At 65.7% G+C, this 16,063-nt stretch carries 12 protein-coding genes; 5 read left to right on the top strand and 7 right to left on the bottom strand.

The features are described 5' to 3' along the window. Nucleotides 1–36 precede the first annotated feature (36 nt). Complete coding sequence (dapC, locus tag ACZYZF_RS16950; RefSeq protein ID WP_463746389.1) at nucleotides 37–1,137, bottom strand: succinyldiaminopimelate transaminase; 1,101 nt, start codon at nucleotides 1,135–1,137, stop codon at nucleotides 37–39. Between the two features lie 29 nt (nucleotides 1,138–1,166). Continuing rightward, nucleotides 1,167–1,490: a ferredoxin gene (gene fdxA / locus ACZYZF_RS16945; RefSeq protein ID WP_463746388.1), complete on the bottom strand. Its 324-nt coding sequence runs from the start codon at nucleotides 1,488–1,490 to the stop codon at nucleotides 1,167–1,169. Between the two features lie 265 nt (nucleotides 1,491–1,755). Here fdxA and ACZYZF_RS16940 point away from each other — a divergent pair, with 265 nt between their 5' ends. Further along, nucleotides 1,756–3,771 carry an FAD-dependent oxidoreductase gene (locus tag ACZYZF_RS16940; RefSeq protein ID WP_463836330.1) on the top strand — a complete coding sequence of 672 codons (2,016 nt, stop codon included), beginning with the start codon at nucleotides 1,756–1,758 and terminating at the stop codon, nucleotides 3,769–3,771. 17 nt (nucleotides 3,772–3,788) lie between these two features. Here the strand turns inward: ACZYZF_RS16940 and ACZYZF_RS16935 are convergent, their stop codons facing one another. From ACZYZF_RS16935 to ACZYZF_RS16925, 3 genes are all read right to left on the bottom strand, one after another. Beyond that, nucleotides 3,789–4,460, bottom strand: coding sequence for a helix-turn-helix transcriptional regulator (locus tag ACZYZF_RS16935; protein WP_463746386.1), 672 nt, complete (start codon nucleotides 4,458–4,460; stop codon nucleotides 3,789–3,791). 135 nt (nucleotides 4,461–4,595) lie between these two features. Beyond that, nucleotides 4,596–5,144 (bottom strand): YceI family protein, encoded by a 549-nt coding sequence (locus ACZYZF_RS16930; protein ID WP_463746385.1) that lies wholly within the window; start codon nucleotides 5,142–5,144, stop codon nucleotides 4,596–4,598. A gap of 254 nt (nucleotides 5,145–5,398) precedes the next feature. Continuing rightward, nucleotides 5,399–7,990, bottom strand: a complete 2,592-nt coding sequence (locus tag ACZYZF_RS16925; RefSeq protein WP_463746578.1) for a bifunctional FO biosynthesis protein CofGH — start codon at nucleotides 7,988–7,990, stop codon at nucleotides 5,399–5,401. A 202-nt stretch (nucleotides 7,991–8,192) separates the two neighbouring features. Between ACZYZF_RS16925 and ACZYZF_RS16920 the strand changes: the two genes are divergently transcribed. Beyond that, a complete protein-coding gene (locus ACZYZF_RS16920) occupies nucleotides 8,193–9,704 on the top strand; it encodes a hypothetical protein (protein ID WP_463836329.1) in 1,512 nt (503 codons plus the stop codon). A gap of 1 nt (nucleotide 9,705) precedes the next feature. Here ACZYZF_RS16920 and ACZYZF_RS16915 read toward each other — a convergent pair whose 3' ends face one another. Together ACZYZF_RS16915 and mshB are read right to left on the bottom strand one after the other, a co-directional pair. Continuing rightward, a complete protein-coding gene (locus tag ACZYZF_RS16915) occupies nucleotides 9,706–10,128 on the bottom strand; it encodes a hypothetical protein (RefSeq protein WP_463746383.1) in 423 nt (140 codons plus the stop codon). 110 nt (nucleotides 10,129–10,238) lie between these two features. Then, a complete protein-coding gene (mshB, locus tag ACZYZF_RS16910) occupies nucleotides 10,239–11,096 on the bottom strand; it encodes an N-acetyl-1-D-myo-inositol-2-amino-2-deoxy-alpha-D-glucopyranoside deacetylase (protein ID WP_463746382.1) in 858 nt (285 codons plus the stop codon). Between the two features lie 79 nt (nucleotides 11,097–11,175). On the opposite strand from mshB, the gene ACZYZF_RS16905 reads away from it, so the two are divergent. The 3 genes from ACZYZF_RS16905 to ACZYZF_RS16895 all read left to right on the top strand — a co-directional run bounded on the left by ACZYZF_RS16905 (nucleotide 11,176) and on the right by ACZYZF_RS16895 (nucleotide 16,059). Continuing rightward, nucleotides 11,176–12,411, top strand: coding sequence for a chloride channel protein (locus tag ACZYZF_RS16905; protein WP_463836328.1), 1,236 nt, complete (start codon nucleotides 11,176–11,178; stop codon nucleotides 12,409–12,411). Nucleotides 12,412–12,929: 518 nt separating this feature from the next. Then, nucleotides 12,930–14,240: a hypothetical protein gene (locus ACZYZF_RS16900; protein ID WP_463836327.1), complete on the top strand. Its 1,311-nt coding sequence runs from the start codon at nucleotides 12,930–12,932 to the stop codon at nucleotides 14,238–14,240. Between the two features lie 574 nt (nucleotides 14,241–14,814). Further along, nucleotides 14,815–16,059, top strand: coding sequence for a hypothetical protein (locus ACZYZF_RS16895; protein WP_463836326.1), 1,245 nt, complete (start codon nucleotides 14,815–14,817; stop codon nucleotides 16,057–16,059). The last annotated feature ends 4 nt before the right edge of the window (nucleotides 16,060–16,063 follow it).

Below are 16,063 nucleotides of genomic sequence, written 5' to 3'. Positions count from 1 at the left end.
CCCTTGTCTGCTCGCGGGGTTAGTTGGGTGTGGGGATCAGGACAACCGCGCGACGGCAGCGGCGATACGTTCGTCCGTCGAGGTCAACGCCACCCGCACGTGCTGCGCTCCGGCCGGACCGTAGAACTCGCCCGGCGCGACAAGGATCCCGCGCTCGGCCAACCACCTGACCGTGTCTCGGCAGGCCTCACCGCGGGTGGCCCACAGGTACAGGCCGGCTTCGGAATGCTCGATGGTGAACCCGGCCGCCTGCAGTGCCGGCAGGAGAACCGCCCGACGCTGCGCGTACCGCTCGCGTTGTACGGCTTCGTGCTCGTCGTCGTCGAGTGCGGCCACCATCGCGGCCTGCACCGGCGTCGGCACCATCATCCCCGCGTGCTTGCGAACCGCGAGCAGTTCGGCGACCACGGCTGGGTCACCGGCGACGAAGCCCGCGCGGTAGCCGGCCAGCGAGGAGGTCTTGGACAACGAATGCACGGCCAGCAGACCGGTGTGGTCACCGTCGCAGACCGACGGATGCAGGACGCTGAGCGGTTCGGCTTCCCAGCTCAGGCCCAAGTAGCACTCGTCGGAGGCGATGAGCACGCCGCGGTCGCGAGCCCAGGACACCACCTTGCGCAGGTGGTCCAGCGGGAGCACCTTCCCGGTGGGATTACTGGGCGAGTTGAGATAGATCAGCGCCGGACGCTGCGGACCCAGCTGGGTCAGTGAATCGGCGCGCAGCACCTGCGCCCCGGCCAGCAGAGCACCGACCTCATAGGTCGGGTAGGCCAGCTCGGGGACGACGACGGCATCGCCGGGGCCGATCGCCAGCAGCGTCGGCAGCCAGGCGATCAGCTCCTTGGTGCCGATCACCGGCAGCACCGCATCCGGCGCCAGGTCGCTGATGCCGTACCGGCGTCGCAGCGCGGCTTCGGCTGAGGCGCGCAGTGCCGGGGTTCCCGCCGTCGTCGGATAACCCGGGGCGGAACTGGCGGCGGCCAGCGCGTCCCGGATCACCGGCGCCACCGGGTCTACCGGAGTACCTACCGAAAGGTCGACGATTCCGTCGGGGTGCGATCTGGCCAGAGCCGTGACGTCGGCCAGGGTGTCCCACGGGAACTCTGGCAGTGCCGCCGAACGACGCTGTCGCACCACGTCAGTCTCGAAGCCGGATTCGACTGTGCTCAGTCCTCGGCCTTGGCCGGAAGGTCCTTGATCGCCTGCGGATCGTTGTCGGTCTGGCCGACTTTGGAGGCGCCGCCGGGCGAACCCAGCTCGTCGAAGAAGTCCGCATTGACCTGCGTGTAGCTGCTCCACTGGTCCGGGACGTCATCTTCGTAGTAGATGGCCTCGACCGGGCAGACCGGTTCACACGCGCCGCAGTCCACACACTCGTCGGGGTGGATGTACAGCATGCGTGCACCCTCGTAAATGCAATCGACCGGGCATTCTTCGATACATGCCTTGTCTTTGACGTCGACGCAGGGTTCGGCAATGACGTACGTCACTGATGTCTCTCCTGTCCAGTGGGCTGCTGGGCTCGGTGGTCGGGACTCTGATGAGTTCGACGTCACAGTATGCGTTGCCCATACTTGGACGCTCGTCTCAGTGTGCCCTAACTTCACGCGCCATCCGGTCAAGGGTGGCGCGCGTAGTAACTGATACTAAACGTTGCAGATACACCCCGCCTATCCCGCCCGACCGAATCTTTCGAGTCGCCCTATATCAGTCAATTAGTTGCCTAGGACCGTCGGTCCCACCTACTCTGCGGACATGGGGTTGACCTATCCGCACCTGTTGTCGCCGTTGGACCTCGGCTTCACCACGCTGCGCAACCGCGTGGTGATGGGCTCGATGCACACCGGCCTCGAGGATCGCGCCGCTGACACCGCCAAGCTGGCCGAGTACTTCGCCGAGCGCGCCCGCGGCGGTGTCGGGCTGATCATCACCGGCGGCTACGCACCGAACAAGACCGGCTGGCTGCTGCCGTTCGCCTCACAACTGGTGTCGTCCTCGGAAGCGCGGCGTCATCGCCGAATCACCGGCGCGGTGCACGACGCGGACGGCAAGATCCTGCTGCAGATCCTGCACGCCGGACGCTATGCCTACCACCCACTTTCGGTGAGCGCGTCCGCGATCAAGGCCCCCATCAACCCCTTCCGGCCGCGGGCGCTGCGCGATGTCCAAGGCACCATCGACGATTTCGTCCGTTGCGCTCTACTGGCCCGCGAGGCCGGGTATGACGGCGTCGAGATCATGGGCAGCGAGGGCTACCTGCTCAACCAGTTCCTGGCCCCACGCACCAACAAACGCACCGACGCATGGGGTGGCACCCCGGAGAAACGTCGCCGCTTCCCGGTCGAGATCGTGCGAAAGGTGCGTGAGGCGGTGGGCACCGATTTCATCATCTGCTACCGCATGTCGCTGGCCGACTACGTCGAGGACGGACAGACGTGGGACGAAATCGTGGCCCTGGCAAAGGAAGTCGAGGCTGCCGGAGCGACGATCCTGAACTCGGGCTTCGGCTGGCACGAGGCCCGGATACCGACGATCGTCACCTCGGTACCCAACAGCGCGTTCGTCGACGTCAGCAGTGCCGTGGCCGAGCACGTCTCCATCCCGGTGGTCGCATCCAACCGGATCAACATGCCGCAACCCGCCGAACAGATCCTGGCCGAGACGCACGTGCAGTTGATCTCGATGGCACGGCCCCTGCTCAGCGATCCGGACTGGGTACTCAAGGCGGCCGAAGAGCGTGCCGATGAGATCAACACCTGCATCGCCTGCAATCAGGCCTGCCTCGACCATGCCTTTGTCCACAAGAAGGTTTCGTGCCTGCTGAACCCCAGGGCCGGGCGGGAGACGTCGCTGGTGCTCAGCCCGACACGTCGGGCCCGTTCCGTGGCCGTCGTCGGGGCCGGCCCAGCCGGGCTGTCCGCAGCGGTCAACGCCGCCCAGCGTGGCCACCGGGTCACGCTGTTCGAGGCGGGATCGGCGATCGGTGGCCAATTCGACCTGGCCAGAAGGATTCCCGGCAAGGAAGAGTTCAACGAAACCATCCGCTACTACACGACGATGCTCGACAAGTTCGAGGTCGACGTGCGCCTGGAGACTCGAGCCGGGGTCGACGACCTGGCCGGCTTCGACGACGTGGTGCTCGCCAGCGGGGTGATGCCGCGGCTTCCCTCAATTCCCGGCATCGATCATCCGAAGGTTCTCACCTACGCCCAGGCCATCACCGGAGCGCCCGTGGGCAAGTCGGTGGCGGTGATCGGCGCCGGCGGAATCGGCTTTGATGTCAGCGAATTCCTGACGACCGACCAATCGCCGACACTGAACCTCAAGGAGTGGAAGGCCGAGTGGGGTGTGGCCGACCCCCAGGAGGCACGCGGCGCACTCACCACTGCGCTGCCGGCGCCCGCCGTCCGCGAGGTGTATCTGCTGCAGCGCACCAAAGGCCCACAAGGCCGAAACCTCGGCAAGACCAGCGGCTGGGTGCATCGGGCGTCACTGAAAGCCAAAGGGGTCCATCAGCTTTCCGGGGTGAACTACGAGCTCATCGACGATGACGGTCTGCACATCAGCTTCGGATCCGAGCGTCGAGACCGGCGGGTGCTCCCGGTCGACAACGTGGTGATCTGCGCCGGGCAGGAATCTGTGCGCGATCTCGAAGTGGACCTGCGGCGCAACGGGATCGAGCCCCACATCATCGGAGGCGCTGCCGTGGCAAGCGAACTCGATGCGAAACGTGCGATCAAACAGGGCACTGAGCTGGCCGCCGCGCTCTAGGTACATCTAGGAGCTGTTCAGCCGCTCAGTTGCGCGACGCACCGGTCGGATTCCACGAACGGTCGCAAGCGGTCGACCGTGACCGGCGCATCCCAGGCCGTCATCGCACCCTGCATCAGTCCGAGATGGATCGGGCAGATCACCTCTGGCCGCTCCCGCGCAATCTCCAGAAATGGACAGTGCCGCAACGTGATTTCGTTGCCTGCGGCATCGGACTCGGGGGCGAAGCCGAGGTCGTCCAACAGGCCCGTCAACTTCTCCACCGCGGTTCGGTCGGCCGCATCCGATCGGTCAGCCGCCAACCGCGCACCCATCCTGCGCCCCGCTGCACTGGTGTCCGCACCCGGCACCGCCTCCGCCGCGACCGATTCGGCCAATGCCTCCGCGAGCAACCGGTAGTGCCGCGGACCGCCGGGGTCCATGCCCCCAACGGCGGCGAACAGCTGCGGTGGGCGCCCGGGCTTGTCATGCGCCCCGGCGACGCGGCGGACCTGTTCCTGCTCGAGCAGGGCGTCGAGGTGGAATCGCACGGTGTTCGGGTGCACATCGAGTTGTTCTGCGATGGCCGCGATGCTCATCGGTGCATCAGCGTCGCGCAACACCGCCAGGACGTCGCGGCGTCGTCCACGGGGCGCGTTGGCTGCCCCGCCCGGCGAGCCCAACGGCCCGTTCTGCCCTGACGCGGTCACATTTTGCAGTTTATACAAGATTCGTTTGTGAAAACTGGGGCTCACCAGTACGCGACGATTCCCACCAACGTCACGCTGGAGTGGCTCTCGCGTCCGAGAGCCACTCCAGCGTGACAAGGCGGGTCGATCAGCAGATCAGGCCTGTTTGAGAGCTTCGATTTCGAGCGTGATGGTGACCTTGTCGCCGACGACGGTGCCGCCGGTCTCCAAGGGCATGTCGATGTCGATACCGAAGTCCTTGCGGTTCAGCACGACCGAGGCCTCGAAGCCGGCGACTGCGCCCTGGCCCATGCCGGGGTTCACGCCGTTGTACTCGAGCTTGAGGGAAACCGGCTTGGTCACACCCTTGAGGGTGAAGTCGCCGTCGACGATGTAGTCGTCCCCATCAGGCCGCACGCCGGTGGAGACGAAAGTAGCGGTCGGGTGGTTGTCGGCGTCGAAGAAGTCTGCGGAGCGCACGTGCGCGTCACGCTGCTCGTTGCGGGTGTCGATGGAGTTGACGTCGATGGTGGCACTGACCGACGGGGTGCCGTCCTCTGCGACGGTGACGGCGCCGCTGAACGTCTCAAAGCTGCCGCGAACCTTGCTCACCATGAGGTGACGGACCGAGAAGTTGATCGATGAGTGCACCGGGTCGATGGCCCAGGTGCCTGCGGTCAGGTCGGTGGCTACTGCTGCGGTCATGGTGTCTCCTTGGGTTGTCCGGCCCGGTCGATCCGGCACCTTCACTGGAGACAACCGGACTGCAGTCCGATTCCATTCCCGAATTTCAGAATTCTTCTGTCTTTTCTCGCCGAGCGTGCGTGTCTGCTGCCCGGCACGCCACAAAATCCCCCGCAGTTCGGGCACGCTCAGGCAAGCGCGAGCGTGCACGTGCGTGGGAAAATGTTGACGTTCAGCGGCGCGCCCACCTACAGACACGCACGCTCGCGGTGCAATCAGGCAGCGAGCGGCGAATAATCCGTGGTGCGTTGACGGGCGGGGCGGCCGATCCCCTCGGCGATCGCGACGAGTTCGGCCACCGTCTTGGCCGACCCGTTCTCGGAGCCGGCCATCCGGGAGATGGTCTCCTCCATCAAAGTGCCGCCCAGATCGTTCGCACCGCCACGCAGCATCACCTGGGTGCGTTCGATGCCGAGCTTCACCCACGACGTCTGAATCGACGGGATCCGACCGTGCAGCATGATCCGGGCCAGTGCGTGCACCGCCCGATTGTCGCGGTGTGTCGGCCCGGGACGGGAACCGCCGGCCAGGTACAGCGGCGAGGACTGGTGCACGAACGGCAACGGCACGAACTCGGTGAATCCACCGGTCTGGTCCTGGATGCCGCGGAGCACATTGAGGTGGCCGACCCAGTGCTTGGGAGTGTCGACGTGGCCGTACATCATCGTCGACGACGAGCGCAGACCCACCTCGTGCGCGGTCGTCACGACGTTGATCCACTCCGAGGTCGGCAGCTTGCCCTTGGTCAGGACCCAGCGCACCTCGTCGTCGAGGATCTCGGCGGCCGTGCCGGGAATCGACCCCAGCCCCGCCTCGCGCAGCGAGGTCAGCCATTCCCGCACCGACAAGCCGCTGCGGGTGACGCCGTTGGCGATCTCCATGGGCGAGAACGCGTGCACGTGCATCGACGGCACGCGCGCCTTGACGGCTCGCACCAGATCGGCATAGCCGGTCACCGGCAATTCGGGGTCGATGCCGCCCTGCATGCAGACTTCGGTGGCACCGGCGACGTGCGCCTCCCAGGCTCGGTCGGCCACCTCGCCGGTGGACAGCGAGTAGGCGTCGGCGTCGCCCTTGCGCTGCGCGAAGGCGCAGAACCGGCAGCCGGTGTAGCAGATGTTGGTGAAGTTGATGTTGCGGTTGACGACGTAGGTGACGTCATCGCCGACGACATCGCGGCGCAGCGAATCTGCCAGTGCGGTAACGGCTTCCAGCGCCGGACCATCCGCGGTGGCCAGTGCGAGGTACTCGTCGTCGCTGCAGCCGCCCGGATTGCGCTCGGCCGACCGCAAGGCGGCCAGTACATCGGTGTCGACGCGTTCGGGGGCGCGGGCGGCCAGCTCGTGCACCTTGGCGCGGATCGACTCCCAGTCGCCGAACGCGCTGTCCAGGTCGCTGCGGGTCTCGGTGAGCCTGCCTTCGGAGTCGATCGCGGAGTGCAGATCGGTCCGGCCCAAGGACTCTGATGCTTCGTCAGGCTCCTGCCATGGGCGGCCGACCGGATTGACGTCAAGGGCGAATCCGGTGTCGGGATCAGCCAGCGCATCGACGTGCCCGCGCACGCGTGGATCGATCCAGGCCGCGCCGGCCTGCACGTACTGCGGTTGCGCGGTGAGCCGCTGCACCAGGTCGTAACCGGCGGCGGAGGTGACGCCGGCCAGATCGTCCAGGGCGGGCCAGGGCCGTTCGGGGTTGACGTGATCGGGGGTCAGCGGTGACACGCCGCCCCAGTCGTCGACGCCGGCACCGATGAGCGCCAGGCATTCATCGCGGGACACCAGGTTCGGCGGCGCCTGGATGCGCATCTTCGGGCCCAACACCAGGCGCGTCACCGCGATCGTCGCGATGAAGTCGTCGATACCGGCATCGGGTGTCGACGCCATCGCGGTGTGATCCTTTGCCCGGAAGTTCTGCACGATCACTTCCTGAACGTGCCCGAACTCTTTGTGGGACTTGCGGATTGCGTGCATGGTCTCGGCACGCTCGGTCAGGGTCTCGCCGATGCCGACCAGCAGGCCGGTGGTGAAGGGGACGGACAGCCGGCCGGCGTCGTCCAGGGTGCGCAGCCGCACCGCCGGATCCTTGTCGGGGCTGCCGTAATGGGCCTCGCCCTTGTTCTCGAACAGGCGCCGGGACGTGGTCTCCAGCATCATGCCCATCGACGGGGCGACGGGCTTCAGGCGAGACAGCTCCGACCAGCTCATCACGCCCGGATTCAGATGCGGCAGCAGGCCGGTCTCCTCGAGCACGCGAATGGCCATAGCCCGGACGTAGTCCAGCGTGGAGTCGTAGCCGCGCTCGTCGAGCCACTGCCGCGCCTCGTCCCAGCGATCCTCGGGGCGGTCCCCCAAGGTGAACAACGCCTCCTTGCAGCCCAACTCGGCACCGCGGCGAGCTACGTCGAGAATCTCGTCGGGCTCCATGTACATGCCCATGCCCTGGGCGCGCAGCTTGCCGGGCACGGTCACGAAGGTGCAGTAATGGCACGTGTCGCGGCACAGGTGCGTGACAGGGATGAAGACCTTGCGCGAGTAAGTGACCGGGAGCCGGCCATTGGCCCCGCGCCGTCCCGCCGATTCCAGGCCCGCGTCGCGGACCCGGGCGGCGCTGGCACACAGATCGGCCAGATCCTCGCCCCGGGCCGTCATCGCGATGGCAGCCTCGTCGACGTTGAGGGTCACGCCGTCGCGGGCCCTCCGCAGCACCCGCCGTAAGGCCCCCGATGTAGTAGACGCGCTGGGCACCGGGGATACCGGTGGGACGGCCGGAGTGGGCAGATCGGCGCCGTGCTGGGAGTTCAGAGCCACTTCCGTGTAACCCCGCCGTTGTGCACGATCATCCACGCGTCTCACATTCTGAAACCGATGCGCCCGACATACCGGCCACAGTAGACCGTGCATGTCACCGCAATGCGAGGCCCTTACTGGACACACAACTTAAAGGAGCGACGAACGGGTCGTCGACCACGTAAGTTAATTCCGTCGGGAAGGGGATACCGGAGGAGTCGTGATGTCTGCAAGTGTTCGTTCGTATCTCGTGGCGGGAGCCGCCGCAGCCACCGCCACGGCCATCGCACTCGCCCCGGTACAAGCGGCCCCGGCTGACATCGCCGTCCCTGCGCACCCGACATCGACCGAGCCGCAGCTGACGCAGGCGATGGTCGATCTGCTGGCCGCCGCGAGCCGGATGACCGCCGCGGTAGCGCCCAAGGTGCCCACCCAGCCCGGCGCCCCCGCGCTGGGAGTGGCTCCTGCCGCCGCGACGACCGGTGACGTCAGCGTCCAGAATGCGGCCAGTGACGGCCTGATCTGGGCCTACCAAGGCATCCAGAGCTGGGTCGACTGGGGCGTGAACTACGCGTCCGACCTCGCCTACTGGGTGGGCGGCTGGGGAGTGCCCTTCGCCGGATTGATCGGCGCCCAGATCGATATCTTCTACTACGACCTGATCAGGCCGATCGCCGACGGCTACTTCTACAACTGGCTGGTTCCGGTCGTCAATGATCCGCTGAACCTCGGTGTGTGGTGGAACGGCTTCGTCGACACGGTCGGCGCCGCGATCAATGCCGGCGTCGACTTCGGCGTTCAGGAGTTCAACTACTTCTTCGGTTGGGTCTTCCCCCCGTTGCCCGGCCCGCCGCCGGGCTGGCCCTTCAACACCTTGGCCGCTACCCAGGGCCTGTCGGCCGGACTGGCCGCACCCGGGGCCCTCTTCCCCGGCCTGCGCGGACTCGTCGGCGATGTCGTGTTGCCACCCGCGGATTTCGTGACCGATGCCGCGGTGAACACCATCAACGGCGCCTACGACGTCGTGCACAACGCGACCAGCTTCGCGGTCAACGGGGCTGACAATGTGCTCGATTCGTTGCGCCTGAACTTCCTCAGCCGGCAGCTCGACATCAACTACGACCTGGTCAGTGCGTTGTCGAGCCAGGGCATCGGCCTGACCACCGACCTGATCCAGGTACCGGACCGCTACCTCAACGATGTGTTGAAGGACGGCCAGGGGCTACTCGAGGCCGCAGGCACCGAAGCCCGCTTCGTCGGCAACAGCTTCAGCTCGCACGGCAGCAACGCGCTCAACGCCGTGGGCAACTACGTCGACGACCAGATCAACTACTTCACGCCCGGATTCGCGGCGACCGAGACGAACACCGACGAGGTGACGGACGTTCCGACGTCGGTGCGCGCGTCGCTGCAGGACCCGGTTGATCAGGCGAAGGGCACGACGCCGAAGCTGACGAGTCCGGTCGTCAACCGCAACATCGAGACCAAGACAGCCGACAAGGCGACAGACGTGCAGTCGCGGGTTCAGACCCGGGTCCAGGGTGCGGTCGATGCCGCGAAGAAGGTCGGCGACGACACTCGTGACGCGGTGCGGACCGCCGTCAAGAACGTCGCGCCGAAGCCGAAGGCAAAGAAGGAAAAGACGGCGTCAGCCACGGATTCGAAGCCGAAGGCTTCCAAGCAGTCCAAGAGCTCCGACAACAAGGGCAAGTCGAACAAGGACAGCAAGAAGTAGCTCAGCGGCGGTGCCGCCATCGCAGCATCGCCACCGGTGGTAGCGCACCGGCGGCGATGAATATCAGCGAGCTGAAGGCCATCAGTCCTGGGCCGGCGAAGATGAGGTCTCCGCCCGGTCCGCCGAAGGTCATCGCGACGACGGTGGCCAGCCAGGTCCACAGTGGCAGCGCCGCCATCCGCATGGAGTCGGTCCAATGCATGGCCGCCCAAACGAGCGCGGTGTTGACCGCTCCGGCCGCCAGCGCGCTCACCGGGAACGGGACCGGTCCGATATATGTAGGCAACAGAAGTGCGCCTACGACGGCGGAGATGATGCCGTCAACCGCGAGCAGTGCCAGGACGATACGGCCCAGCACAAGGTCCGAGGGCGGGGTCAGGTGGGAATGCTGTCGAGCAGTCCGACCATCGAGCCCACTACCCACTGGTAGTTGTCAAAACGGTCCTGCCAGTGCTGCAGATTCGGATCCAGATCGGGGTCCATGAATGTCCCTTCGACGCTTCTGAGTGGCGAGCTTACCTCGTCCGGTTTTGGCTATTGCAGATTCAGTCCGGCCAGCAGGTCGGTTTCCCATCCACGCTCGTCCCGCTCCCCCGCATTACCCGACACCAGCACGTAGTGCTCCTCACCGAGCAGCGGCAGGGCGAGGTTGTTGGACAGCGCGAATCCACCCCCATCGGCAGCGACGGTGACCTGCGTCGCGTGTGCGCGCATCGCCGCGACCTTGGCGGGCAACTGGGCCGTCGCGTCGATGACGGCATCGATCTGGTCGTCGGCGTACCCGAAGGGAACATCCCCGACATCGATCCGGATCCACTCCTCTGGCACGTCGTGCAGGCTCTGGAGGCCGGCCCGCATCGCGGTGCTGGCCATGACCGTCCAATAGAACTTGGGCACGGTCCATCCGGCTGCCGCGACGGCCGCGGTGGTGACGCGGTGGGCCTGTTTGTGGTCGGGGTGTCCATACCCGCCGTCGGGGTCATAGGTGACGACGACGTGCGGTCGCTGGTCGTCGATGATCCGAACGAGTTCGCTTACCGCTTCGTCGAAGTCGGCGTCGATGAAGCGCTGTTGCTTGCGTGCGGGTGAACCCTCCATGCCCGAGTCCCGCCATCGACCCGGGCCGCCGAGAAACTGCGGTGCGCCGATGCCGAGCGCGCTCAGGGCCTCGGTCAGCTCGCCGATCCGGTATCCACCGAGTTGATCGGCGTAGTCGGCGGCCAGCCGGCCGTAGCGGTCGCCGATGACCTCTCCTTCCTCTCCGAGGGTGCACGTCACCACACGGACGTCGGCACCGCACGCCGCATAGTGCGCGATCGTGGCGCCGGTGGTGAGGGTTTCGTCGTCCGGATGGGCATGAACGAACAAGAGGCGGGGCATTTCGCTGGGCATCGTGATCGACGATAGCGAGGCACCGTTGGCCGCGCAGAAAGACGCGCACCGCCGCACGTCCGCGCCTACATTCACTCAAGTGACCCGGCGCGAGCTTGAGTTCGGCTGCAGCATCATCGTGATCGGGTTGTTGGCCGGCCTCGCCGGGATGGCGACGACGGTCCTCCTGCACTTCGTCGAACACCTCACCTATGACTTCACGTTCGGTTCGCTGCTCGACGGTGTCACCGGCAGCAGTCCGGTGCGACGAACGGTCGGACCGACGATCGGTGGGGCATTGGCCGGGTTCGGCTGGTGGATCCTGCGCAAGCATTACGCGGTCCCCGGACTGGCCTCGACCATCGCCGATCACCGGCCCATCCCTCGGGTTGCGATGACGCTCGATGCCGCGCTGCAGGTTCTGATCGTCGGCGCAGGTGCGTCCCTGGGCCGCGAGGGCGCGCCCCGTCAGGTTGCCGCGGTGCTCGGTGACGTCGGAACTTCACGGTGGGCGCTGACGCCTCGTGACCGCGAGATTCTGCTCGCCTGCGCAGCGGGTGCCGGACTCGGAGCGGTGTACAGCGTCCCGGTCGGCGGAGCGTTGTTCGCGATCCGGATCATGATGCACACGTGGCACCCGCGAGCCGTCGGCGCCGCATTGATCACCTCGGCGCTCGCCGTCGCGGTGGCTTCACCGGTGACACATGTGCGGGCGCCGCTCGATTGGCCGCAACCCGAACTGTCGTATCTACTCACGGCCTTCGCCTTGGTGCTGGCGCCGCTGGCATTCGCGGTGGGGGCGGCGTTCAACCGGATCATGGCCATGGCGCGGCCCGCTGTTCCGGTCACGTCGTGGCTCGTCATTCCCGGCGTTGCCGCGGCGGGTCTGCTGGTGGGCCTGGGTTCGGTGTGGTTGCCGGAGCTGCCGGGCAACGGCAAGAGCATCCTCACGGTCAGCCTGAACAGTGCCCTGACGGTAGGCGCGGCGGCGGCGATACTGCTGCTGAAGCCGATCCTGACGGCGGTCTTTCTGCGCGCCGGCGCGGTGGGCGGCATGCTCACGCCGGCGTTGGCGACCGGCGCCGCCCTCGGTTCCCTGATCGCCCTCACGATCAACACCTGGACCGAACAGACGGTGAGCGTTGCCGCCGTGTCATTGACCTGTGCCGCCGGAGTGCTCGCAGTGACACAGCGCGCGCCGATCTGGGCTGCACTGTTCGTGTGGGAACTGGCGCGGCCGCCGTACTGGGTACTGCTGCCCTTCCTCGCGGCGGCGCTGGCCGCACACGGACTCCAATCGCTCGTCCAGCGGCGCCACAACGTAATGGTCGACTAACCAGACCGGGCAAACCTCGCAACGAAATCCGTCGTTCTTGAAACTGACTGAGACTGCCACTTAGTTGCCGACGCAAGCACGCTGCGAATACCGAGACCGGTGGTCCCATTAGCGTCCGGCGTCACATGGAGACCGCCTGCGTTTTACAGATCACACTGGAATGTCCACTGTGTGCGCGCTAACTTCACAGCCGACGTCCAGGCGACATTACCGCTGGGTAACCTAGCCGCGCCCACCGTCGAATGCTTCGCTGGCAATCAGTAGGCAGGCCCTGTCATAAGTTTGCTGTAGATGGCACCACATTCGCCGCAATATCGCTACACCGGGTATCGCAACCATGGGACGCGACCTCGGGAAATAGGGACTACCAGCAATATCCCAGATACCCAGCGTTCATTTGCGGGACGGCACACGGGTTCCGATGAGCTGAAAATTGGTTAAGAAAATTTGCAGACAACCGAACTTACTGTGAGGTAACTTCTGCGCCGACGTTAGTTACGCTCCCGTAAGGAGATCCAATGCAATTCGCTTCCCGGTCATACCTGGCCGCGGGCGTGGCACTCGTGGGTGCCAGCGCCATCGCAGTCAGTCCGATGGCTCCGTCCGCCCCCCCGGTGCATGTACCCGTCGCCCTGACCGCCGCCGTGGACAACCCACTGACTGTCTTCGAGCCGGTGGCGGCCGCCACGCAGACAATGATCAGCAACATCATCGAACGCCAGACCACCAATCCGGCCCCGATCCCGCTCCAGCTCATCGACAACGCGGTCGGCGGCTACCAGGCGTTCATGAGCACGCCCCCGGCTTGGCAGATCGCCCAGGTTCTCGCCGGCGGAGTCATCGCGGCCCAGAACTTCGGACCGAATCTTGCCGCGCTCGGCGAAACCACGTCTGCGGCCGGGACCGCGATCAGTGAAGCTCTCGGTGACTTGGCCGCCGGCCTGCCCGCCGGGCTGGAGGCCGCGTTCGCGAAGATCGCCGCCGGTGACGCCGGCGGCGCCCTCGACGGCCTGGTGCAGGATGGGATGCAACCCATCATCAACATTTTGATATTTGGGGTGACCCCGGAGATCAACGCCATCGGGCATGTGCTCAACATTCCGCAGCCCCTCATCGATGCCACGTCCGAGGCCGCACTCGGCGCAGTCATCGGACTGGCCGCTTCCACAATCGGCGTCGGGTACGACCTCGACGGTCAGCCGCGAGCCATTCTGAAGCAGGCTCTCGTCGGAGCTCAGGATGTGGCGAATGCCGTCGCTACCGGCGATCCGGTCAAGATGATCAACGCCGTCCAACACAGCATCGCCGACTTCGCCACAAGCGTGGTCTTCCAAACCGACGCGACGATCTCCATGGGCAACTACATCGAGGACTCCTTCGTGAACGCCCTCAAGCAGATCAAGCCCAAGCCGTTCACCCCTCCGACCGAGGTCCTCACCACCAAGGCACTGGTCGCCCCGGCACCCGCGGCGATCGAAGTCTCGACGCTGAAGGCGGAGCAACCGGAAGCCGCTCCAGTTACCAAAGCGGACAACGCCTCTGGTGCCACTGATGGCGCGGTTGCACCGAAGGCCGACGCCTCGGACGCCGCTGCCGGCGACGACACGACCCCCGCCGTCACCAAGGTGTCGACCAAGGCGCCGAAGGCTGCCAAGGGACAGCCGAAGGCGGACTCCGCCAAGTCCGTCCGCACCCAGGTCAAGTCGGCCGTCAAGAAGCTGACCGACGGCCTGAAGAAGGACAAGGCAGGCCCCAAGAAGAGCGCGGAAAAGAAGGCCGGGTCCTCCAGCGACTCCGCCAAGAGCTCCGACAAGAGCTCCGACAAGTAGCCCGCAGCAACACCGGAAGGCCCTCTCCATCGACACGATGGCGAGGGCCTTCCGCTTCTTTGGAGATTCTCAGCCTCCACTCAGATGTCCATGCCGCAGCGGTGCCCCAGACCCGCATCGACGCAAAGTGACGACCTCCGACTTTTGATTGCCCCAGCAATGACGTGGCGAACTCAGCAGAGGGTCTGCAGCGTGTGAGGCTGCCGGCCCCGGTCCTGCGCGAGAGCCCGGGAGACGGCCGTCATTTTGCGCGTGGAACGGCCGACTACGCAAATAGCAAGATCAAAAATATGAGCGGTGTTTCGCCTGACTTTCACCACCACGCAGCAGAATCAGCGAACCAGATATATTCAACGACCGTTGACCACAGCTGCCGACGACATCGCCGGGTTGCGACTCGATTCAATTTCAAGATCATCTAATCACCGTGCTCTAGCAGCTAGTTGACGTTGCTCATGACCTCGTTAGCCGCCGTGGACCGTGCGGCGGCAACTTTTCAAAATCGCGAATTTGTAAAGTTACTCTCAGGTAGCTTCAGCGTCGTCGGGGATTGGATCCATCTAGAGGAGAAGCAATGCAAGTCGCAGCTCGTCCCTATCTCGCCGCTGGCGTCGCGTTGTTCGGAGCCAGTGCCATCGCGATGAGTCCGGTCGCTCCGCCGATGCCCGACATCACGGTTCCAGCGGTTTCGTCGGCTGAGGTGAACCTGTCGGCAGCAACCGATCCGATCCAGGCCTACGCGGATCTGTTCGCGAACACCATCGCCAACGTATCGGCCCTGATCGGCAAGGAGGTGACCGATCCCGCGCCCGTCCTGCTACAGGTGATCACGAATCAGCTCACCACCGCGGGTTCGCTCTTCACCGCCTTGGAGGGTTCTGCCACCGCACTGGGCAATGCGCTGGACCCGTCGAACCCGTGGAGCATTCCGTCCCTGCTGCAGGCCTCTCTCACCGATCTCCTCGCGGGCAACATCAACGGCGCGGTGTCCAACCTCTGGAGCGCATTCCTCACCCCTGTCGCAGGCGCCGCTCTTCCGTTGCTCGAACCTGCCATCAACGCCATCAGGCAGCCGGTGCAGAACCTGGCCAATGTGCTGAGCAACCCGGCGATCGTGGCATTGCCCGCCCTCGGACTGATCAACGTGGTTTACCGGACGTTCACGGTGGCCGGAAACGTCGGTCAGGAGATCGTTGACTCTGCCACGGCGGGCGATCCGCTGGGCGTCGTCAACGCGATGCTCAGCGGTCCTGCCGTGATCGGGGATGCATTCCTCAACGGTGACGCACTCGGCGGCGGCGTGTTCGGCCCCAGCCTCGGTCTTCTGACCACGCTGCGGCAGGCCCGCGAGATGATCGCTGCCGCAATAACTCCGCCGGCGCTCGAGGAGGCGCGCACGGTCGCGGACACGCCTCTGAGGTCTGCGGCGAAGGTCGTGACACTGGATGTCAGCCCGAAGGCTGCCGCCGTTTCACCGGCACCTGACGCCACCCCGGTTGAGGCTGCACCCGCCGAAACCGAAACTGCCGCCGACGTTTCCGCCGCTGCGACGAGTCCATCGTCCAGTGTCACCACGCCGGTGGTGAAGGACAGCCTCAAGGCAGAGCCCGGCAAGGCCGTGTCGACCAAGCGGTCCGCGTCGGCCAAACAGGTCCGCGAGGGCATTCAGGGATCCGTCAAGAACGTCACCGACGGGCTGAAGAAGGCCACTGAGGGGCTCAGCGGCAAGAGCGCCAAGGCAGGCAAGCACACTGCGGGCAAGTCCGGCGGAGCGTCATCCTCGTCAGGCTCGGGCGCAAGCTCAAGCGGCGCAGCCTGATTCA

The sequence above is a fragment of the Mycobacterium sp. IDUB_24 genome, from assembly GCF_055419385.1.
This window is presented reverse-complemented; position numbering and strand designations above follow the sequence as displayed.

Bases quoted from the DNA above. Each gene is read 5' to 3' on its own strand.
- ACZYZF_RS16900 (WP_463836327.1), top strand. From the start codon at position 12,930: ATGCAATTCGCTTCCCGGTCATACCTGGCCGCGGGCGTGGCACTCGTG.
- mshB (WP_463746382.1), bottom strand. From the start codon at position 11,096: ATGCCCAGCGAAATGCCCCGCCTCTTGTTCGTTCATGCCCATCCGGAC.
- ACZYZF_RS16930 (WP_463746385.1), bottom strand. From the start codon at position 5,144: ATGACCGCAGCAGTAGCCACCGACCTGACCGCAGGCACCTGGGCCATC.
- ACZYZF_RS16895 (WP_463836326.1), top strand. From the start codon at position 14,815: ATGCAAGTCGCAGCTCGTCCCTATCTCGCCGCTGGCGTCGCGTTGTTC.
- ACZYZF_RS16920 (WP_463836329.1), top strand. From the start codon at position 8,193: ATGTCTGCAAGTGTTCGTTCGTATCTCGTGGCGGGAGCCGCCGCAGCC.
- ACZYZF_RS16940 (WP_463836330.1), top strand. From the start codon at position 1,756: ATGGGGTTGACCTATCCGCACCTGTTGTCGCCGTTGGACCTCGGCTTC.